Below are 20028 nucleotides of genomic sequence, written 5' to 3'. Positions count from 1 at the left end.
GACACCAAGCAGTTTCGCGAGTTTTATGGCAGTGCCGAAGCGGTGAAGGCTGCACGCGAGGGCAAACCGATTCCTGATGGCACCATCCTCACCCTGGCGGCCTACATGGCCAAACTCGACGCTGATGGCAAACCGCTGCGGGATGTCAACGGGCGCTTCATCAAGGACAAACTGGTTGTCGTCAATTCCATGCAGAAAAAAGCCGGCTGGGGCCAGGACATTCCCGCCGACCTGCGCAATGGCGACTGGATCTATCAGTCGTTTTCGCCCGAAGGCAAAGTCAATGACAAGGCCAACTTGACGTCCTGCTACCAGTGTCACCTGCCTTTCGCGAAGGACGACTACCTCACCAACCTGGCCAAACTGGCGGGCAAGTTTCCGGTCGTAGCCACAGTGGCGAAGAAAAGCGGGCCGGGCGACGTGGCGATCGAGGGCTTCAGTTTCGGGCCAGGTGCGATCAAGGTCAGCGCGGGGCAAGCAGTGACCTGGGTCAATGCCGATGAGACGCCGCACCAGATCACGCTGACAGGCCCGCAGGGCAAACGCAGCGAGGTCATGCTCAAGGGCCAAACTGCGACTTTACAGTTCGACCAAGCGGGCACCTTCGGCTACATCTGCGGCCTGCACCCCACCATGAAAGGCACGGTCGAGGTTGCTGCCAAGCTTTGAAGCTTTCGTGCGATCAAGCGCCTTGCCACGGGCGCTTTGAGCTACGCACCATTTACAGTTCGGTGCTATATCGGTACAACTTTTCATCGCCACTGCTGCCGCCATGGCAATACTTCCGCCGGTAGGAGATGTGCGTGAATGGCTGGCCAATGGCCCGTGTAATCCCTGCGGTCATCTCACAGCCCATGTTGTCAGAACGGCACGGAGCTGAGCGGTGTCCAGGGGCTTGCGCAGTACCAGGTAGCCCTCTTCCTGCGCGTCCTGCAATTCGGGCGAGTTGATTTCACCGCTGACCATCGCGCCGCTTGCTCCGGGACAGCGGGCAAGCAATGCCCGCAGGACGTCGAATCCACTTTCACCCGAGCGCAACCGCTGGTCGCAAAAGATCGCGTCCGGCGCGAATCCGGTGTTCAGGTGGTTCATGGCAACCTCGGCGCTTGCGGCGTAGCGCGCGTCCACACCCCAGCCTTCCAGAAGTGCCTTCCATGCCCCGATCACCTGCGGGTCATCGTCCAGCACCAGACAGCGGCCACCGAGTGGCGCCACAGGCGCGCCAACGCAATCAAGGGCCACAGACGCTGCGGTTTGTGACTGGGTTTCCGCGACGCCAACCTGAAGCGCGGGGATACAAAGCCAAAAGTGGGAACCGCGGCCCAACCGCGACTGAAATCCCAGCGTCGCGTTCATCAAGCGCGCACAACGCGCCACAACAGCCAGCCCCAGTCCATGGCCAGCACTGTCGATGCGCCACGCATGTTCATTGCGGAAATAAGGTGAAAAAATCTGTTCCTTGTCTTCAGCCGCGATGCCAATGCCAGTATCCCAGACGTCGATCTGCCAGCCCGCTGCGCGCCGTCGGAGTCCAATCAAAATGCCGCCCTGCTGGGTGTAACGCAGCGCGTTATGCACCAGGTTGACCAGCGCCTGGCGAACCAAGGCATGATCGGCCCAGACCAGGGCTTCACCTTGGGGCACGCGCATGCGCAGCGCCAGGCCGCGCTGGATGGCCTGTTCGCGAAACAGGGTGACGGTGTCGCGTACCAGCGTGTGAAGTACAAGCGGTGCAGCCCGCTGTGGCGGTGCGTCAGCGTCCAGTCTGGACAGGTCCAGCAGGGCATTGAACATCTGGTTCATGGATACCATGCAGTGCTTCAGGTCGCCCAACAAGGGGGCTATCGCCGTGTTCTGGTTGCGCAGCGCAATCGCCTCTACCAGCATGGACATGGCATGGATGGGCTGACGCAGATCGTGGCTGGCGGTCGTGAGAAACAGGTTTTTTTCCTGCAGTGCCGCTTCCGCCTGCTCCTTGGCCGCGCGAAACTGTCCGGCCAGCCGTTCACTGTGCTCTTTCAATTGAACCTGCTCAATGGCGAACCGGTGCGATGTCAGCGCATGCCGGTAGATCACCAGGCTGTAGATCAGGGCCAGGGGGATCGCGATAGGCCAAAGATCAGGGAATAGCCAAAAAATCAGCAGGAGCGGGATGTGCCAGCCCAGCGCAAAAAAACGAAGGAATATGCCAAAGGTGGGGGTCTGGTGCGTGGTGTTGGTGGCAACAATGTGCGCGATGACGACGTACAACAACATCCGGAACTCTTCCGAAGCGCCAGGCGCCATCGCCATCACCGATGAACCCAAGCCTGCGCCGTGCACCCAGGCGAGGTTCTGCACCCGGGGAAGCCAGCGTTTGACCAATGCCGGATGCGAGAGGCGGCCCTGTTCCCCGGTATAGCGATGCGCCAGGCAACGTACCGCCCCGGCCAGCAGGAGGTAGCCCAATCCCCATGCAAGCACGGGCACGGCCTCGATTCGCCAGCCGAAGTAAGCCAGCAGTGGCAGCGCGATCAGCGGCATCATGTAGACGCTGAACCGCAGGCGCGAAAAGCTCATGTCGAGCAACTCGGCCTGGCTCTTGGCGCCGAGCCTTGTAATGCCGGCGGGACACAGCACTGCGCGCGCCTGGTCCCACCAGCCCGATGCCATCAGACGATCCCCGAGCGGGCGACCTGGCGGCCCTGCAGCGCCATGATGGCTTCCACCCGCGTTCGCACACCCAGCCGCTCCAGAATGGCAGTCACATGCTCTTTAACGGTGCTTTCGGTGATCTCCAGCGTCAGGGCGATGCGTTTGTTGGACAGCCCTTTGAGCAACAGGGCCAGGATATCGCCTTGCCTGGGCGTCAGGCCGAGCTCGGCAGGCGTCACTTGCCACTCGCGTTTGGCGGGATCCTTCGCGTTCGCCGCCTGTTCGATCTCAAACCACTGCCCCCCGTTGAGCACAGTGATTACCGCCTGGCCAAACGTCTCCGGGGCCGCCTGCTTGTGCACGAAGCCTTGGGCTCCGGCGGCGCGAACCCGCTGCGCAGTCGCCGGATCGTCGTCGGCACTGATGGCCAGCCAGGAGGTCTCCGGGTGTCCGGCGTGCCACCGCGCCAGCAAGGGCAGGCTGTTGCCTTCGGCCAGCCACAGGTCAGCCACCAGCAGGCGCGGGCAACCTTGCGTCTGAACAAGGTTCAGCGTTTCCTCCCAAGTGGTAACGGCGCAAACGCTTAATTCCGGACGAACCGATTGCAGGTACTGTGCCATGCCACGCCCCACCAGAGGATGGTCGTCCAGAATGATGGCGTGGCAGCTTGGGGTGGGCATGAAGGTGGCAAGGATGGCTTGAAATCGTAGCATCCATCCTCCTGTCTGGCGCACCTCCCACACCCGACTTCAGTAGGGTTGTGTTGTCAACATCCGGTTCACCCCCCTGAAGACGCATGGAGCAGCTGAGGTGTTGGCGATGCCCGGCTCTGCCCTTCTTTGGTAGGGTTCACAGGCAAAAGACGGCCCGGGAGAATCCATCTCCATTTCGATGAAAAAGGCCATGACATGAATCTCACCGTCGCGCATCTATTGGCACTGCTGGCCATGCTGCTCACCGTGCTCTCGCTGAACGTATCCCGTTTGCGCCTGAAATACGGCGTCAGCTACGGCGATGACGGGCACCGTGAGCTGACTGTGGCCATCCGGGCGCATGGCAACGCACTGGAACAGTCCCTGCTGTTTGCCGTCTTGGTGCTGGCACTGCACAACCAGGCCACCGGTGAGGCGGCTTTGCTTGCCTGGCTGGGCGCGGTATTCGTCCTGGCGCGGGTAGTGCATGCCCTGGCCATGTTTCAACGCTGGCTGCGTCTGCGGCAACTGGCACATGTGACCAGCCTGCTCGCCCAACTCACTGCGGCGGGGATGCTGCTGCGATGACTGCCAGCGAACTGACGCCGGGTGTTCGGGAGTGGCTCTCGCAGGGGAAACTGGTCCCGTATCGGGGCCGCCAGGTGTTTGTGCGGGTTGCCGGTTCGGGGCCCGCGCTGCTGTTGATTCACGGCTACCCCACTGCGTCCTATGACTGGCACCGGGTCTGGGGGGAGCTCTCACGACACTACACCCTGATCGCCGTTGACATGCTGGGGATGGGCCTGTCAGACAAACCTGCCGATCTGGCCTATTCCATTCATGACCACGCCGACCTGCATGAGTGGCTGATCAGCGCAATGAGCCTGAAGCGCGTCTGCATGATGGCGCACGATCTGGGTGTGAGCGTGGCACAGGAGATGCTGGCAAGACGCATGAGAGGAGAACCCCTGGCAAAAATTGACGCAGTGGTCATGCTCAATGGCGGGCTGTTCCCGGAGGCCTACCGACCGCGCCTGATTCTTCGCATCCTGTCCTCACCCCTGGGCCCCTGGATCGGTTCGCGCATGTCGCGTTCCGCATTTGGACGGACGATCAAGGCCCTGTTTGGACAAAACACCCCGCCTGGGGAAGCTTTACTGGATGACTTTTGGGCCCTGGTGACGCACAACGAGGGGCTTCGTGTCACGCATGGCGTCGGGCGCTTCTGGCAAGAGCGGCTCACCTTGCGCGAGCGACTGGTCGAACCCCTGCTCAAACGCGCTTTCCCTGTGCTGTTCATCAACGGCACCAGTGACCCGAACTCGGGGCAACACATGGTGGACCGCTACCGCACCCTGGTGCCTGATGCCAAGGTTTCATGCCTGGAGGGAGTGGGTCACTGGCCGCAGCTGGAACGACCAGAAATGCTTGTCGCGCAGGTTCGGAAATTCCTCGCAGAATGGGCGCGGCCAGCCAGGTAAACAAGCGCAACACCGCTGCTGCGGCCTTGCACGATCTAAGGCATCAGCACCTGCCAGCGGCCTTCAGCAATGCATTGCAGTTGGGCGCAGGCTTGCTGTCGGCGCCAGCCGCAGGTCCGCCCCGGCCCATTTGTGTGCAAATGGCGTCCGAATGCGGCGTCTGCCCGAAGGACATGGCCTTCTGGAAACCTGTGGCGGAATACATGTAGCACTGATACGTGACACCATCCTTGGTCCTGACGGTGTAGTTGATGCGCCCGCCCGTCTCTTCGCCGGTTTTGGCGATGGTGAAGCTACCGACATCGCGGCCGATGGCTGCCGAAGTACGTTGCTCAAGACCATCCTGGCTGATGGTTGCGGCGCAGGCGCTCAAGCCCACAACGGACAGTGCCACAGCACTTTTGCAAATGCTTAATTTGAAGTTACGAATAGTCATGCGAAGGCCTCTTGGTGAATGGGACCTGCGCAGTATCGAAAATTCGCCGCACGCGGTAAACCCTTCCAAAGTAGGGTTTCAGCCTGGCAGAAAACAGGCCATGAGGCAGCCATCACGAAGCCCGCACGCGAGAGGCGCCTGAACAGCCGCGAACTCGCCAATGCGATCGAAGACGCCTAAAAATCCATCAGCTTCAGGTCCAGCGCGCGCTCCGCCAGCCATACCAGCGCAACCAGAAGCGTCAGTAGCGAGCCCCCGGCAAAGACGCCATGGCGGTAAAAGCCGGTGTTGCGCAAGTAAAAAGCTGCGGGCAGAAATGCCGCCACAATCGCCAACTGCCCGATCTCGACCCCGATGTTGAAACCCACCAGGCTGAGCACCAGCGTTTCTTGCGGCAAGCCAAGATCAGCCAGCACGCTGGCAAAGCCAAAACCGTGAATCAGGCCAAACACAAAGGCAATCAGCCAGCGACGCCGGTTGACCACTGGCTTGAGGTTATTCAGCGCTGCCAGCACCACCGACAAGGCAATCGCCGACTCCACCCACCGGGAAGGCAGCGAGACCCACCCCAGCGCAGCCAGCGACAACGTGATTGAATGGGCCACGGTGAAGGAGGTCACCACCCACAGCACCTCCCGCAAGGCCTCGCCAAACCGACCGACCCCGCGCCAGCGTCCCCCCTCGCGCACCAACACCACCGGCAGCAACAGCGATATCAGGAACAGGATATGGTCAAACCCGATCCAGATGTGCCAGACGCCCTGCCCAAAAAACTGTCCGAATTGCGCCACGCTCGACGGCTTGTCGGCACTGAAACGCTGCTGGGCCTTGTCCGGCGCCATGATGGCCGAGTGGGTGATGTTTTCCAGGTCCAGGCGCAGCAAACCCCGGTGCAGCGCATCCTGGTCAAACAGCAGGCGGTAGTTGACACCCAGTTCGCCCTCGGCCGACGGGCACGAGGCGCCCAATCTAAGAACGGCATAGGTCCCGTCGGTGTGCGCATCCACCTGGTGCTGGGTCACTCGCAACGCGCAGGAACCACCCCGGTCCAATGTCAGGGCACGCAAGGCCCAGGCTTCGATATCTGTGTGACGGGCGCGCAGCTCTCCCCAAGTGATCTCGCCGTTGCCGTCGGCATCCAGCCCGATGGCAAAGTCGATGTCGCGCAAGGCAATGTCCCACTGACCGGTCACCTGTTGGCCTTTGACATCGAGCACCAGGTAACTGTCGCTGGCTTTGTGCGCCCACACAGGGCCCGCGAGCAACAGCAAGGTGCTCAGTAAATAGATGTGCCACTTCATTTTTGACCGCCGGCCGAGGTCGATGAATCAGACGCCTGTGCAAGACGGCGCATGCGGGCGTCTTCAAAACTACTGCGCAGCAACCAGTCGCGCACCACCTGGGCGCTGGCACGGTCCTTAGCGGCAACCGAGGCTTCCAGCAGCACACGCGCATCCCGCGGTTCGCGCTGCACGGCGTAGTTCTCCTGCGCCAGACGCAAGGCGGTGACCGGATCCTGGCGCAAGCGAAGTTCAAACCGTGCTTCTTCGGCCCGATGGGTCGTGTCACCACGGGCGCGGGCGGCCGCAAACCGGTCCATCAGCATTTTTTGGTGCCGGGCGGCTTCGGGCAGCTTGAGCAGGGTCTCGGCCTCGGCCAGCCGCAACAGCAGGCTGTCGGCCGACTCCCATTTGGCCAGCAGCCGAACCACTTCGGCGGGTTGACCGGCATCCAGCAGAAAGTCGGTCCAGGCAGCCAGCAGGTACACATCGTCGCGTCCCAAACTTAGGGCCTCGCGGTAATGCGCCTGAGCTTGCGCATCCTGCCCGCGCCAGGCAGCGACCTCGCCGAGCCGGGTCAGCAGCCACAGGCGGTTGTCGGTATCGGTGACCTGGTCCAGGGTCTTCTGCAGGGTCACGTACGCCACGGCCAGTTGCCCGCTGTAGGCCTGCAACAACCCAAGGCAGGCCCCCGCCAGCGTCTGGCGATCCAATTGCTTCAAGGCTGCGCATTCCTTCTGGGCAGCGCCATAGTCAGCTTGCACCAGATAAATGGCGCCGCGCCAGGCGTGGGCTGCCGCGTAGTCCGGCGTCTGCGCCAGGGCGGCTTCAAAGTCCTTCAAGGCCCCCGAAAAATCATGTCGGTACTGGCGCAGCACACCGCGCGCCGTCAGCAAGGGCGCTGGCAAAGGATTGGCAAAGCGCGTCACTACGGCCTCGGCATAACCCACATAACGGGGGTCTCCCTGGGACAATGCCAGGTCAAAGTAACGCTGGGCCAACTCTGTGGCCAAGGCGGCGTCGGTCGGCGCTTTGGCCACGGCCGCACGCAGGGCAGCCAACTCGCGCGCGGTGCTGTCGGTAGCGCGGATCGGCAACTTCTCCAGCACCTCGGCATCGTTGGCGGGCGTGCGAGGCGCCGCGTGCGACACCACCGCCAGCATCAACGACGTCAACAACATAGTGAAAACCCTGATCCGAAGTGGGCCTGTCAACCAAAGAATAGCCATGTCTGTTGTTTGCTGAGTTGCCAGCCATTTTGTTGGCAGCTAATTGAATTAATCTTGGAGTTTACCCATGCGCAAACTATTTTCAGTTTTGATCGCCGCAACCTTCGCCACTGTTTCTTTCACGTCGATTGCCGCCTCGCACGGCGGTGCCATGAAAGATGACAAGAAAATGGAAGAGTGCAAAAAGATGGACGCATCCAAGGCCGACGACAAGATGAAGGCCGAATGCAAGAAGATGATGGAAAAGAAGTAAGTCGTCGACTTGTTTCCCTACAAGCGGGCCTTTCGGCCCGCTTTTTTGTTTCTGGCATGGCTTGCCTGCGCCGCCGAAGCGATGCGCTGCTCCCCCTCGAAGTCACCAGGATAAGTGACAGGACATCGGGTAAAAAAATCGCGCCGGCGAGGGCTCGGGCTGCTACCAGATTGAAGGCTTGGTCTACTTGCGCGCCGGTGGCAAATCGGTGCAACTGCCATGCGCGACTTCTGCCGCCATGCCAATGCTCTCGCCCAGCGTCGGATGCGGGTGGATGGTCTTGCCGATGTCCACCGCGTCGGCGCCCATTTCAATCGCCAAAGCGATCTCGCCAATCATGTCGCCAGCGTGGGTGCCGACCATGCCGCCGCCCAGGATCTTGCCGTGGCCGTGGGCTTCTTCGCTGTCGTCAAACAGCAGCTTGGTGACGCCTTCGTCGCGCCCATTGGCAATGGCGCGGCCTGATGCCGTCCATGGGAACAGGCCCGTCTTGACCTTGATGCCTTGCGCCTTGGCCTGGTCTTCGGTGAGGCCCACCCATGCTACTTCAGGGTCGGTGTAGGCGACGCTCGGAATGACACGCGCATTGAAGGCGGCGCTGGCGAGTTCCTTGTTGCCCTGCAACTCGCCGGCAATCACTTCGGCCGCCACATGCGCCTCGTGCACCGCCTTGTGCGCCAACATCGGCTGGCCGACGATGTCGCCGATCGCGAAGATGTGCGGCACGTTGGTGCGCATCTGGATGTCGACCGGGATGAAGCCGCGGTCGGTCACACTGACGCCGGCTTTCTCGGCTCCCAGCTTTTTGCCGTTCGGTGTGCGGCCCACGGCCTGCAGCACCAGATCATAGGTCTGTGGCGCGGGTGCGGTACCGCCCTCTTCTGCCGCCGCAAACGTCACCTCAATACCGGCCTGGGTCGCCTTCGCGCCCACGGTTTTGGTCTTGAGCATGATGTTGTCGAAGCGCGGCGCGTTCATCTTCTGCCAGACCTTGACCAAGTCGCGGTCGGCGCCCTGCATCAGGCCGTCCATCATTTCAACCACGTCGAGGCGTGCACCCAGCGTGCTGTAGACCGTGCCCATCTCCAGGCCGATGATGCCGCCGCCCAGGATCAGCATGCGTTTGGGCACCTCTTTCAGCGCCAGCGCGCCGGTGCTGTCCACCACGCGCGGGTCGTCCGGCATGAAAGGCAGGCGTACGGCCTGTGAACCGGCGGCAATGATGCAGGTCTTGAAGGCAATCGTCTGGCTTTTGCCGGTTTTTTCCTGCCCCTGGGCGCCGGCGGTTTCATCGACCTGCAGGTGGTTGGCGCCAATGAACTGGCCGATGCCACGCACCGTGGTGACCTTGCGCATCTTGGCCATGGCGGCCAGGCCGCCGGTGAGTTTGCCGACCACCTTTTCCTTGTGGGTTCGCAGCTTGTTGATGTCCACCGAGGGCTCGGCGAATGTCACGCCCAGCGACTCGAAATGTTTGACCTCGTCCATCACGGCGGCCACATGCAGCAGCGCCTTGGACGGAATGCAGCCGACGTTCAGACAGACACCGCCCAGCGTGGCGTAACGCTCGACCAGCACCACCTTGAGGCCGAGGTCGGCCGCACGGAAGGCTGCGGAATAACCGCCAGGGCCTGCACCCAGCACCAGCAGGTCACAGTCGAGGTCGGCGCTGCCGGTGAAGGTCGCTGCTGCAGGCGCTATCTTTTCAGGAGCTGCTTGCGCAGGTGCAGCATGGGCTGGGGACTTATTTGGTTCTGAAACCGGGGCAGCAGCGGTGCCTTCAGCTTCGAGTGACAGAACCACCGTGCCTTGTTTCACCTTGTCGCCCAGTTTGACTTTGAGCGCTTTCACGACGCCGGCGTGGCTGGACGGAATTTCCATCGAGGCCTTGTCACTTTCGACCGTCAGCAGGCTCTGGTCGGCCTGGATGTTGTCGCCGGCTTTGACCAGCACCTCGATGACGGTCACTTCGTCGAAATCGCCAATGTCAGGAATCTGGATGTCTATCGTTGCCATGTCGCTTGTCTCCGCTTGAGGGGGTCGGCTTACTTTTTGAGTTTGACCGTGAACAGTTCCACCGGGCCGGCGGAGTTTTTGTCGAATTCGCAGCCGGCGTTCATGCCGGCCAGTGCTACTTCGCGTGCCGTTTTGGCCTTGTCCCAGCTCGCGTGCATGGCACCAAGTGCAAAGCTGCGTCCGGAGCCAATGCCCCAGAACTCCTTGAACTCGAACACCTCGCGGTAGCTGTACAGGCCGTAGATACCGCTGGCATTGGCAATCAGCACGCTGAACTGGCTGGACTCGTAGGGGTCGTTGTCGTCTTCCTTGGTCTGCAGGAAAAACGCCTCCTTGAGCACCGGGTGCACCTTGTTGAAAGTGTCAAAGACTTCGTCTTTGCTGCCAAAGCGCAACTGGTCCTTGGGCAGCGAGGCCAGAGCCTTGCGCAACACCGGAAAATGCGCCACGGTGCCGGCCATACCGATGTAGCTGACACCGGCCGGCGCCTCGACCTTGAAGATTTTGCTGTTGGCTTCAAAGCGGTTGCTCAGGCGCATGTCGCCAAAGGTGATCAGCGCGTCGGTCGCGATCACCGCCTGCCCGGCCTTTTTGACAACAACCAGGGTGGTCATAGCGGCTGCAGCGCAGGGCCGCCCCAAGCAAGGCCAGCCCCCTCGGGGGGCAGCGACGTCCACGGAGTGACGCGCATGGGGGTCAAAGCAAGACCCGGCGGAAATCAGCCAGTATCGAGCCCAGATAAGCATTGAAACGCGCAGCGCCGGCGCCGTCGATCACGCGGTGGTCCCAGGCCAGCGACAGCGGCAGCATCAGGCGCGGCTGGAAGGCCTTGCCGTCCCATACCGGCTCCGTCTGACTTTTGGACACGCCGAGGATAGCGACTTCAGGCGCATTGATGATGGGCGTGAAATAGCGCCCGCCAATGCCACCCAGCGACGAGATGGTAAAGCTTGCACCCTGCATCTCGGCCGGGGCCAGCTTGCCGTCACGCGCTTTCTTCGCGAGCTCACCCATCTCCTGCGAGATCTGCATGATGCCTTTTTTGTCGGCATTCTTGAGCACAGGCACCACCAGCCCGTTGGGCGTGTCGGCGGCAAAACCGATGTTGTAGTACTGCTTGTAGACCAGTTGGTCGCCGTCCAGCGAGCTGTTGAATTCGGGGAATTTTTTCAGGGCTGCGACGCTGGCCTTGATCAGGAAGGCCAGCATGGTGACCTTGAGGCCGGACTTTTCGTTGTCCTTGTTGGTGGACACGCGGAAGGCCTCCAGATCGGTGATGTCGGCGTCGTCATGGTTGGTGACGTGCGGAATCATCACGTAGTTGCGCAGCAGGTTGGCGCCGCTGATCTTCTTGATGCGCGGCAGGTCCTTGCGCTCAACCGCGCCGAACTTGGTGAAATCCACCTTGGGCCAGGGCAGCAGATCCAGGCCGGCACCACCGCCGCCGCTGACTGCGGCCGGTGCCTTGGCCGACTGCGCCTGGGTGCGCACATCGCCGGCCATCACGGACTTGGTGAAGGCCTGCACGTCGTCCTGGGTGATGCGACCCTTGGGACCGCTGCCCTTGACCTCAGCCAGCGGCACGCCGAGCTCGCGCGCGAACTTGCGCACCGAGGGTGAGGCATGCGGCAACTGACCGGTGGGTGTAGAGGGTTCATGCACAGGCACGGCGGCGACGGACGCAGGCGCAGGCGCAGCACTCGGCGCGGGCGCGGAAGTAGTCGCGGCCGCAGGTGATGCAGCAGCCGCAGCCGGCGCACTGGCGACTACCCCTTCGAGCACCAGCAACACATCGCCGACATTGATCTTGTCCCCAAGCTTGATCTTCAGCTCTTTGACCACACCGGCCTGGCTGGATGGAATTTCCATCGAGGCCTTGTCGGACTCCACGGTCGCCAGCGACTGCTCCGCCTTGACGGTGTCACCGACCTTGACCAGCACCTCGATCACGACCACGTCCTTGAAGTCGCCGATGTCAGGCACGCGCACTTCCACCGGGCCAGCGGCAGCGGCTGGTGGTGCTACTGATTTTGTAGCTGCTTGCGCAGGCGCAACGGGGGCTGGAGCCTGTTTTTGTTCCGAAACCGGGGCCGGGGCCACCACAGGTGCCGCTGCGGCATCGCCGCTTTCCAGCACCAGCACGACCGACCCCTGCTTGACCTTGTCGCCAAGCTTGACCTTGAACTCTTTCACGACGCCGGCCTGGCTGGACGGGATTTCCATCGAGGCCTTGTCGCTTTCCACCGTCATCAGGCTCTGGTCGGCTTTGATGCTGTCACCGGGTTTGACCAGCAGTTCAATGACGGTGACTTCGTCGAAGTCGCCGATGTCGGGAATGGTGATGTCTACCAATGCCATGTTCTTGTCTCCGTTCGCTTGGTCAGGCCTGAATCAGGCGTAAAGCGGGTTGATCTTGTCGGCATTGATGCCGTATTTCTTGATGGCTTCGGCCACCTTGGCGACCGGCACAGCGCCGTCTTCGCTCAGGGCTTTCAGTGCGGCGACCACGATGTAGTGGCGGTTGATCTCGAAGTGTTCGCGCAGCTTGCTGCGGAAGTCGCTGCGACCAAAGCCGTCGGTGCCGAGCACCTTGTAGGTGCGACCCTTGGGAATGAAGGGGCGGATCTGCTCGGCATAGGCCTTCATGTAGTCGGTGGAAGCAACCACCGGGCCGGTACTGGCCGACAACTGCTGCGTCACGAAGGGCACACGTGGCGTATCCAAAGGATGCAACAGGTTCCAGCGGTCGGCATCCTGGCCGTCGCGCGTGAGTTCGTTGAAGCTCGGGCAGCTCCAGACACCGGCGGCAACACCCCAGTCCTTTTCCAGCAGCTCCTGAGCGGCGATGCTTTCGCGCAGGATGGTGCCGCTGCCCAGCAGCTGCACCGTCGGCGTTTTGGCTGCGAGCGCCGGCGCCTGCTTGCACAAATACATGCCCTTGATGATCTGCTCTTCGGTGCCGGGTTGCAGTCCGGGCATGGCGTAGTTTTCGTTGAGCAAGGTCAGGTAGAAATACACATTGTCCTGGCGCTCGACCATGCGCTTGAGGCCATGGTGCAGGATCACGCCGACTTCATGCGCAAAGGTCGGGTCGTAGGAGATGCAGTTCGGGATGGTGCCGGCCAGGATGTGGCTGTGGCCGTCCTCGTGCTGCAGGCCTTCGCCGTTGAGCGTGGTGCGTCCGGAGGTGCCGCCCAGCAGGAAGCCACGCGCCTGCATGTCGCCGGCCGCCCAGGCCAGGTCACCGACGCGCTGAAAACCGAACATCGAGTAATACACGTAGAACGGGATCATGATCCGGTTGTTGGTGCTGTATGAAGTCGCTGCCGCAATCCAGCTGCTCATGCCGCCGGCCTCATTGATGCCTTCCTGCAGGATCTGGCCTTTCTTGTCTTCCTTGTAATACATCACCTGGTCTTTGTCGACCGGTGTGTACTGCTGGCCATCGGGGTTGTAGATGCCGATCTGGCGGAACAGGCCTTCCATGCCGAAGGTGCGCGCCTCGTCGACGAGGATGGGCACGACGCGCGGGCCGAGCGCCTGGTCACGCAACAACTGCGTGAGGAAACGCACATAGGCCTGCGTCGTCGAAATCTCGCGGCCTTCGGCGGTCGGTTCGATCACCGACTTGAATGTTTCCAGCGCGGGCACCGTGAAGCTTTCGTCGGCCTTGACACGGCGGTGCGGCAGGTAGCCCCCCAGCGCCTTGCGACGCTCGTGCAGGTACTTCATCTCGGGCGTATCGTCGGCTGGCTTGTAAAACGGAATGTCTGCGAGCTGGCTGTCGGGGATGGGGATGTTGAAACGGTCGCGAAAGGCCTTGATGTCCTCGTCCGACAGTTTCTTGGTCTGGTGGACGTTGTTCTTGCCCTCGCCGATCTTGCCCATGCCAAAACCCTTGACGGTCTTGATCAGCAGCACCGTCGGCTGGCCGACGTGATTGACGGCCGCATGGAAGGCCGCATAGACCTTCTGCGAGTCATGGCCGCCACGGCGCAACTCGAAGATGTCCTCGTCGCTCATCTTGGCGACCATTTCCAGGGTCCTCGGATCCTTGCCGAAAAAATGCTTGCGCACATAGGCGCCGTCGTTGGCCTTCATGGCCTGGTAGTCGCCGTCGACCGTGTCCATCATGATCTTGCGCAGCGCGCCGTCCTTGTCGCGTGCCAGCAGCGGGTCCCAGCTGCTGCCCCAGATCAGCTTGATGACGTTCCAGCCGGCGCCGCGGAAGTCGCCTTCGAGCTCCTGGATGATCTTGCCGTTGCCGCGCACCGGGCCGTCCAGGCGCTGCAGGTTGCAGTTGATGACAAACACCAGGTTGTCGAGTTTTTCGCGCGCGGCCAGGCCGATGGCACCCATCGATTCGACCTCGTCCATCTCGCCATCGCCGCAAAACACCCAGACCTTGCGGTTCTCCGTGTTGGCAATGCCGCGGGCATGCAGGTACTTCAGAAAGCGCGCCTGGTAAATCGCCATCAGTGGGCCCAGACCCATGGACACCGTGGGAAACTGCCAGAACTCGGGCATCAGCTTGGGGTGTGGGTAGCTCGACAGGCCCTTGCCGTCGACCTCCTGGCGGAAATTGAGCAATTGCTCTTCGGTCAGACGACCTTCGAGGTAGGCACGCGCATACACGCCGGGCGACACATGGCCCTGGATGTAGAGGCAGTCGCCGCCATGGTTTTCACTTTCGGCATGCCAGAAATGGTTGAAGCCGGCGCCAAACATGCTGGCCAGCGAAGCGAAGGAGCCGATGTGGCCGCCAAGGTCGCCGCCGTCAGCCGGATGCAGTCGGTTGGCCTTGACCACCATGGCCATCGCGTTCCAGCGCATGTAGGCGCGCAGACGCCGTTCGATCTCCAGGTTGCCGGGAGAACGCTCTTCCTGGTCCACCTCGATGGTGTTGACATAACCGGTGTTGGCCGAAAACGGCATGTCGATGCTGCCCTGGCGGGCATGCTCAAGCAGTTGCTCCAGCAGGAAGTGGGCGCGCTCCGGGCCTTCACTTTCGATGACGGCGGTCAGGGCTTCGAGCCACTCCCGCGTTTCCTGGGCATCTTTGTCAAGCGCGTCGTTCGCGGCTTTACCCAAAGTGTCCACACGTGCCTGTTCCGGATTTGCAGCCATGGTTTGTCTCCTGCTGTTGGCTAGGGTGCTAGCCTGTGTTGAGTGGCGTCTTCATCACGTTGTAACGCAATTTAGATTCAAGCCCCTAGTTTCTCACAACTTTAATAAAATTTCAAATAGCGCCAATTGATTTCACATTACGACATTTAGAATCTCGGTGATCAGCCACTTCCAGACCCACAGACATGGCCAAAATACCCCATGGACAAGGTCCTGGCCGGGCAGAAGCACGGTTGGAGCAGCCCAACTCACTTAAACTGGCGGCCCACCATGCCTGTGCCCACACCCGCCACTCCCGCCCGCGCTTCCGGCACTGCGCCGCTGGCGCGGTGGCGCCACTGGTGGCGCAAACAGTCCCCGACACGGCAGGACCGCTTTGTCACCCTCGGCCCGCTGCTGGCAGTGATGCTGTTTCTGGCGGCGGTGATTGCCGCTTTCGCCTACCTGCGCATCGAGGAGATCGACCGCGAACAGCAAGCGGTCAAACGCGATGTCGAATACGCCCAACAACGCTTGCGACTGCGGCTGCTGGAGCGCCAGGAACAACTGATGCGCCTGGGCCGCGATGTGTCGAACAAGGACGTGGACACCGAGGAGTTCATCGCCCAGGCGGAGTCCCTCGTCAACCAGTATCCCGAGTTGCTGGCGGTGACCTGGGTCGATTCGCGCCGCAAGGTGAAAGCCGCCTACGTGTCGCCGAGCGCCAACCTGGCGCAGGCCCGCCTGTCCGGGGACCAACTGAAATACGGTGAGACCGAAGGCACCTTTGGCCTGGCGCGGGATTTGCGCCAACCGGTCTATTCGCGGCCTCTGACCAACAAGGACGACGCAAGTTACAACGGCCCCAGCCTGCAGCTGCAGATACCGCTCGATGAGCAGGGAAAATTCGGCGGTGTGATCATGGGTGAATACGCGGTAGACGGCCTGCTGCGCTTCGGCGTGCCCACGGAAGTCACCGCCAAATACGCGGTGGCGCTGCTGGACGACCAGGGCAAGCTGCTGGCCGGCAACCTGCCGCCGCCGCGAAACACCGCTGCCAAGCTGCTGCCCTGGTCCGACGAGGCGCAGGAATACGAAATTCCGGTATCGCCGGTCGGCAACGGGCTGCTGCTCAAGGCCCAGGGTTACCGGGCATCGCTGGGTGTGGTGGGCAGCGGTTTTTTCTGGCTGGTCAGCGCACTGAGTGCCCTCACAGTGTGGATGCTGCTGGGCACCTGGCGCCACACGCGGCGGCGTGTGCAGGCCCAGGAGGCACTGATCTCTGAAACCAACTTCCGCCGCGCCATGGAGAACTCCATGCTGACCGGCATGCGCGCGCTGGACCTGCAGGGCCGCATCACCTACGTGAACCCGGCGTTTTGCCAGATGACGGGCTGGAGCGAGGGCGAGTTGGTCGGACGCACCGCGCCTTTTCCTTACTGGCCGGATCAGGATCGCGACACGCTGGCGGCACGTCTTGACGACGAGTTGCACGGCCGCTCCACGCCCGGCGGGTTTGAGGTGCGCATCAAGCGCAAAAGCGGCGCAATTTTCGACGCCCGCATGTATGTCTCGCCGCTGATCGACCCGCGGGGCCAACAAACAGGCTGGATGACCTCGGTCACCGACATCACCGAACCCAAACGTGTCCGCGAAGAACTGTCAGCCTCCTACGAGCGCTTTACCACCGTGCTGGAGGGGCTGGACGCGGCGGTCTCGGTGGCGCCGCTGGGCAGCGAGGAGCTGCTGTTTGCCAACAAGCTGTACCGCGCCTGGTTTGGCGGTGAAGTCGCCGGCCACATGAATTTGATTGCACAGGCAGGCGTGCCGGCTGCGGCACCGACCGAGGACACGCTGGATGCCGTCGACGGGCTGGCTGGTTTCCCGACCGACACCCTGACTACGGCCCAGACCGAAAACGCCGAGATTTTTGTGCCCGAACTTGGCAAGTGGCTGGAGGTGCGCTCGCGCTACCTGACCTGGGTGGACGGACGACTCGCCCAGATGGTGATTGCCACCGACATCACGCCGCGGCGCCACGCCGAGGAACAGGCTGCCCTGCAGGCCGAACGCGCCCAGTCGGCCAGCCGCCTGATCACCATGGGCGAAATGGCATCGAGCGTGGCGCATGAGCTGAACCAGCCGCTGACCGCCATCAACAACTACTGCAACGGCATGGTCTCGCGCATCAAGGGCCAGCAGATCAGCAATGAAGATTTGCTGGTGGCGCTGGAGAAAACCGCCAAGCAGGCGCACCGCGCCGGTCAGATCATCCAGCGCATCCGCTCCTTCGTCAAACGCAGCGAACCGAACCGCAGCGCCGCCGACGTGGCGACCATGGTCAGCAATGCGATGGAGCTGGCCGACATCGAACTGCGCCGCCACAACGTACGCCTGAGCCACTACATCGCGGCTCGTCTGCCGCCGGTGATGGTGGACCCGATCCTGATCGAGCAGGTGCTGATCAACCTGATGAAAAACGGTGCCGAATCGATCGCACAAGCCAGGCGGCCGACAGCGCGTCGCAGCGTCGAGTTGCGCGTGGTGCCCAAGACCATCGACGACCTGAGCGTGATCGAGTTTTCGGTGCTGGACTCGGGCAAGGGCCTGTCGCCCGAAGTCATGGGCCGGCTCTATGAAGCCTTCTACTCGACCAAGGCCGAAGGTATGGGCATTGGCCTGAAGTTGTGCCGCAGCATCGTCGAGTCGCACCAGGGCAGGATGCAGGCGGAGAACCTCTACAATGGCGACGAAGTGGTGGGGTGCCGGTTCACGTTCTGGATCCCCGTGACTCCCCTGCTTTCACCAGCCCTGGCTGCCACAGAAACGCCATCCCCACCGGCTGGCGTTCACTGACTAGCTGTTTGATACCGTCTAAGCAAAAGGTTTGGCATGAGCTTGATTCCCAAAAAAGGCACCGTCTACGTCGTCGATGATGACGAGGGCGTGCGCGACTCGTTGCAGTGGCTGCTTGAAGGCAAGGACTACCGGGTGCGTTGCTACGACTCCGCCGAAACCTTTTTGAGCCGCTACGACGCGCGCGAAGTGGCCTGCCTGATCGTGGACATCCGCATGGGTGGCATGACCGGCCTGGAACTGCAGGACCGTCTGGTCGAACGCAAGTCGCCGCTGCCCATCGTGTTCATCACTGGTCACGGCGACGTGCCGATGGCCGTGGACACCATGAAAAAAGGCGCGATGGACTTCATCCAGAAACCGTTCCAGGAAGAAGCCCTGGTCAGCCTGGTCGAACGCATGCTGGACCAGGCCAAGGAAGCCTTCAGCGAACACCAGCAGTCGGCCAGCCGCGACGCCCTGCTGGCCAAGCTCACTTCACGCGAAGCCCAGGTGCTCGAACGTATCGTCGCTGGCCGCCTGAACAAGCAGATCGCTGACGACCTCGGCATCAGCATCAAGACGGTGGAAGCGCACCGCGCCAACATCATGGAAAAGCTCAATGCCAACACGGTCGCCGACCTGCTGAAAATCGCCCTGGGCTCGAGCGCACCCAAGGCCTGAACACCCTCTCCTGCCGCTATCGATGCGATAGCTGCCTGCGCCCGTGGTCCAAGGACTGGCGGGCGTTTTTACTTCAAAGAACTGAACACATGACTGCACAACTGATTGATGGCAACGCCCTGTCCAAACAACTGCGCGGCGACGTCGCCCTGCGGGCTGCCGCGCTGCGCGCGCGCGGCATTGTGCCGGGCCTGGCGGTGGTGCTGGTCGGCGAGAACCCGGCCAGCCAGGTCTATGTGCGCAACAAGGTCAAGGCCTGCCAGGACAGCGGCCTGCATTCCGTGCTCGAGCAGTACCCCGTCACCTTGAGCGAGGCCGATCTTCTGGCACGCGTGGACGCCCTGAACCGCGACCCGGCCATTCACGGCATCCTGGTGCAGTTGCCCTTACCAGCCCACATCGACGCCCAGAAAGTGATCGAGGCCATTTCACCCGAGAAAGACGTCGACGGCTTCCACGTCGCCAGCGCCGGTGCACTGATGGTCGGACAGCCCGGCTTCTGGCCCTGCACACCTTACGGCTGCATGAAGATGCTCGAAAGTATTGGCTACGAGCTCAAGGGCAAACACGCGGTCGTCATAGGCCGCAGCAACATCGTCGGCAAACCCATGGCCTTGATGCTGCTGCAGAAAAACGCCACCGTGACCATTTGCCACAGCGGCACGAAAGATCTGAAGGCGCTGACGCTGCAGGCTGATGTGGTGGTCGCCGCTGTCGGCAAACGCAATATGCTGACCGCCGACATGGTCAAACCCGGCGCGGTGGTCATCGACGTGGGCATGAACCGAAATGACGAGGGCAAGCTCTGCGGCGATGTCGATTTTGAAGGTGTGAAGGAAGTGGCCGGCTGGATCACGCCGGTGCCGGGCGGTGTGGGGCCAATGACCATCACCATGCTGCTGGTCAACACCCTTGAGGCTGCAGAGCGAGGCTGACTACGCTGCCGGGCTCACATCCGCTTCCGACGCCCGACTCAGGCACCACACGGTCCAGCCGGCAGACAGCCATTGGGCCAGGTACATCACACTGCCCAAGCCGTGCCAGAACCGGAGGTCACCTCCGCTGGCGCGCGCGTTGACGATCTTCGGCCCCACGCCGAACTCCACCAGCACCGCCAGAAAAAACCCAGCTACTACATATTTGATAGCGGCTTGTGCAGTCGGGGAAAGGGCTGGCGCCTCTTTTTTATTCAATGCTAGCAGCAGGAGCATGGCACAGGCCACGCTGAGCCAGGTCTGGGCAGTGAACAGCTTTGCCGCCATCGCACCGGCAGCGGCCGGGCTGGGCAGGTGCACAAACAGCAGGGGAACCACCAGAAAACCCAGCGTACTCAGGCTGCCCCACCAGAGGGCGGCCAGCAGGATGCTGATACGGGGTTTCAT

General features: G+C 62.0%; 17 protein-coding genes. 7 read left to right on the top strand and 10 right to left on the bottom strand.

What is annotated here, in order from left to right; genetic code table 11:
• Window positions 1-669: cytochrome P460 family protein (locus tag ACH2CW_RS02580; protein ID WP_395055288.1), on the top strand; the 669-nt coding region annotated here is incomplete at its 5' end.
• A gap of 171 nt (window positions 670-840) precedes the next feature.
• Here ACH2CW_RS02580 and ACH2CW_RS02575 read toward each other — a convergent pair.
• Together ACH2CW_RS02575 and ACH2CW_RS02570 are read right to left on the bottom strand one after the other, a co-directional pair.
• Entirely contained in the window at window positions 841-2652 is a 1812-nt protein-coding gene (locus ACH2CW_RS02575; protein WP_395055287.1) for an ATP-binding protein, read from the bottom strand.
• Window positions 2652-3347, bottom strand: a complete 696-nt coding sequence (locus ACH2CW_RS02570; protein ID WP_395055286.1) for a LuxR C-terminal-related transcriptional regulator — start codon at window positions 3345-3347, stop codon at window positions 2652-2654. The genes ACH2CW_RS02575 and ACH2CW_RS02570 overlap by 1 nt, the downstream gene beginning before the upstream one ends.
• A 195-nt stretch (window positions 3348-3542) precedes the next feature.
• Here ACH2CW_RS02570 and ACH2CW_RS02565 point away from each other — a divergent pair, with 195 nt between their 5' ends.
• On the top strand, window positions 3543-3914 hold the full coding sequence (locus ACH2CW_RS02565; RefSeq protein WP_395055285.1) for an MAPEG family protein: 372 nt from the start codon (window positions 3543-3545) through the stop codon (window positions 3912-3914).
• The gene (locus ACH2CW_RS02560) at window positions 3911-4807 is read left to right on the top strand and encodes an alpha/beta fold hydrolase (protein ID WP_395055284.1); all 897 of its coding nucleotides are present in this window, start codon (window positions 3911-3913) and stop codon (window positions 4805-4807) included. Before ACH2CW_RS02565 ends, ACH2CW_RS02560 begins: the two co-directional genes overlap by 4 nt.
• Window positions 4808-4850: 43 nt before the next feature.
• Here ACH2CW_RS02560 and ACH2CW_RS02555 read toward each other — a convergent pair whose 3' ends face one another.
• From ACH2CW_RS02555 to ACH2CW_RS02545, 3 genes are all read right to left on the bottom strand, one after another.
• Window positions 4851-5243, bottom strand: coding sequence for a hypothetical protein (locus tag ACH2CW_RS02555; protein WP_395055283.1), 393 nt, complete (start codon window positions 5241-5243; stop codon window positions 4851-4853).
• A gap of 176 nt (window positions 5244-5419) precedes the next feature.
• Window positions 5420-6544: a HupE/UreJ family protein gene (locus ACH2CW_RS02550; protein WP_395055282.1), complete on the bottom strand. Its 1125-nt coding sequence runs from the start codon at window positions 6542-6544 to the stop codon at window positions 5420-5422.
• Window positions 6541-7704, bottom strand: coding sequence for a tetratricopeptide repeat protein (locus tag ACH2CW_RS02545; protein WP_395055281.1), 1164 nt, complete (start codon window positions 7702-7704; stop codon window positions 6541-6543). The genes ACH2CW_RS02550 and ACH2CW_RS02545 overlap by 4 nt, the downstream gene beginning before the upstream one ends.
• A gap of 115 nt (window positions 7705-7819) precedes the next feature.
• Between ACH2CW_RS02545 and ACH2CW_RS02540 the strand changes: the two genes are divergently transcribed.
• The gene (locus ACH2CW_RS02540; protein ID WP_395055280.1) at window positions 7820-8005 is read left to right on the top strand and encodes a hypothetical protein; all 186 of its coding nucleotides are present in this window, start codon (window positions 7820-7822) and stop codon (window positions 8003-8005) included.
• 183 nt (window positions 8006-8188) lie between these two features.
• On the opposite strand, the gene lpdA is transcribed toward ACH2CW_RS02540, so the two are convergent.
• From lpdA to aceE, 4 genes are all read right to left on the bottom strand, one after another.
• Window positions 8189-10021, bottom strand: coding sequence for a dihydrolipoyl dehydrogenase (gene lpdA / locus ACH2CW_RS02535; RefSeq protein WP_395055279.1), 1833 nt, complete (start codon window positions 10019-10021; stop codon window positions 8189-8191).
• Window positions 10022-10050: 29 nt separating this feature from the next.
• Entirely contained in the window at window positions 10051-10635 is a 585-nt protein-coding gene (locus tag ACH2CW_RS02530; protein ID WP_395055278.1) for an MFS transporter, read from the bottom strand.
• Between the two features lie 82 nt (window positions 10636-10717).
• The gene (gene aceF, locus ACH2CW_RS02525) at window positions 10718-12379 is read right to left on the bottom strand and encodes a dihydrolipoyllysine-residue acetyltransferase (protein ID WP_395055277.1); all 1662 of its coding nucleotides are present in this window, start codon (window positions 12377-12379) and stop codon (window positions 10718-10720) included.
• Window positions 12380-12412: 33 nt separating this feature from the next.
• Window positions 12413-15148 (bottom strand): pyruvate dehydrogenase (acetyl-transferring), homodimeric type, encoded by a 2736-nt coding sequence (gene aceE / locus ACH2CW_RS02520; protein ID WP_395055276.1) that lies wholly within the window; start codon window positions 15146-15148, stop codon window positions 12413-12415.
• A 270-nt stretch (window positions 15149-15418) separates the two neighbouring features.
• Between aceE and ACH2CW_RS02515 the strand changes: the two genes are divergently transcribed.
• From ACH2CW_RS02515 to folD, 3 genes are all read left to right on the top strand, one after another.
• Entirely contained in the window at window positions 15419-17983 is a 2565-nt protein-coding gene (locus tag ACH2CW_RS02515; RefSeq protein ID WP_395055275.1) for a PAS domain S-box protein, read from the top strand.
• Window positions 17984-18019: 36 nt separating this feature from the next.
• Window positions 18020-18646: a response regulator transcription factor gene (locus ACH2CW_RS02510; protein ID WP_188708366.1), complete on the top strand. Its 627-nt coding sequence runs from the start codon at window positions 18020-18022 to the stop codon at window positions 18644-18646.
• 89 nt (window positions 18647-18735) lie between these two features.
• On the top strand, window positions 18736-19581 hold the full coding sequence (gene folD, locus ACH2CW_RS02505) for a bifunctional methylenetetrahydrofolate dehydrogenase/methenyltetrahydrofolate cyclohydrolase FolD (RefSeq protein WP_395055274.1): 846 nt from the start codon (window positions 18736-18738) through the stop codon (window positions 19579-19581).
• Here the strand turns inward: folD and ACH2CW_RS02500 are convergent, their stop codons facing one another.
• On the bottom strand, window positions 19582-20028 hold the full coding sequence (locus ACH2CW_RS02500; protein WP_395055273.1) for a DUF4149 domain-containing protein: 447 nt from the start codon (window positions 20026-20028) through the stop codon (window positions 19582-19584). It lies immediately after the preceding gene.

It is taken from the genome of Polaromonas sp. (genome assembly GCF_043778355.1).
In the GTDB taxonomy this organism is placed as follows: domain Bacteria; phylum Pseudomonadota; class Gammaproteobacteria; order Burkholderiales; family Burkholderiaceae_C; genus Polaromonas.
This window is presented reverse-complemented; position numbering and strand designations above follow the sequence as displayed.

Excerpts from the sequence above, each read along its gene's own strand:
- lpdA (WP_395055279.1), bottom strand. The coding sequence starts at position 10,021 with ATGGCAACGATAGACATCCAGATTCCTGACATTGGCGATTTCGACGAA.
- ACH2CW_RS02565 (WP_395055285.1), top strand. The coding sequence starts at position 3,543 with ATGAATCTCACCGTCGCGCATCTATTGGCACTGCTGGCCATGCTGCTC.
- ACH2CW_RS02555 (WP_395055283.1), bottom strand. The coding sequence starts at position 5,243 with ATGACTATTCGTAACTTCAAATTAAGCATTTGCAAAAGTGCTGTGGCA.
- ACH2CW_RS02530 (WP_395055278.1), bottom strand. The coding sequence starts at position 10,635 with ATGACCACCCTGGTTGTTGTCAAAAAGGCCGGGCAGGCGGTGATCGCG.
- ACH2CW_RS02550 (WP_395055282.1), bottom strand. The coding sequence starts at position 6,544 with ATGAAGTGGCACATCTATTTACTGAGCACCTTGCTGTTGCTCGCGGGC.
- ACH2CW_RS02510 (WP_188708366.1), top strand. The coding sequence starts at position 18,020 with ATGAGCTTGATTCCCAAAAAAGGCACCGTCTACGTCGTCGATGATGAC.
- aceE (WP_395055276.1), bottom strand. The coding sequence starts at position 15,148 with ATGGCTGCAAATCCGGAACAGGCACGTGTGGACACTTTGGGTAAAGCC.
- ACH2CW_RS02545 (WP_395055281.1), bottom strand. The coding sequence starts at position 7,704 with ATGTTGTTGACGTCGTTGATGCTGGCGGTGGTGTCGCACGCGGCGCCT.
- ACH2CW_RS02540 (WP_395055280.1), top strand. The coding sequence starts at position 7,820 with ATGCGCAAACTATTTTCAGTTTTGATCGCCGCAACCTTCGCCACTGTT.
- ACH2CW_RS02500 (WP_395055273.1), bottom strand. The coding sequence starts at position 20,028 with ATGAAACCCCGTATCAGCATCCTGCTGGCCGCCCTCTGGTGGGGCAGC.
- folD (WP_395055274.1), top strand. The coding sequence starts at position 18,736 with ATGACTGCACAACTGATTGATGGCAACGCCCTGTCCAAACAACTGCGC.
- ACH2CW_RS02560 (WP_395055284.1), top strand. The coding sequence starts at position 3,911 with ATGACTGCCAGCGAACTGACGCCGGGTGTTCGGGAGTGGCTCTCGCAG.
- aceF (WP_395055277.1), bottom strand. The coding sequence starts at position 12,379 with ATGGCATTGGTAGACATCACCATTCCCGACATCGGCGACTTCGACGAA.
- ACH2CW_RS02570 (WP_395055286.1), bottom strand. The coding sequence starts at position 3,347 with ATGCTACGATTTCAAGCCATCCTTGCCACCTTCATGCCCACCCCAAGC.
- ACH2CW_RS02575 (WP_395055287.1), bottom strand. The coding sequence starts at position 2,652 with ATGGCATCGGGCTGGTGGGACCAGGCGCGCGCAGTGCTGTGTCCCGCC.
- ACH2CW_RS02515 (WP_395055275.1), top strand. The coding sequence starts at position 15,419 with ATGCCTGTGCCCACACCCGCCACTCCCGCCCGCGCTTCCGGCACTGCG.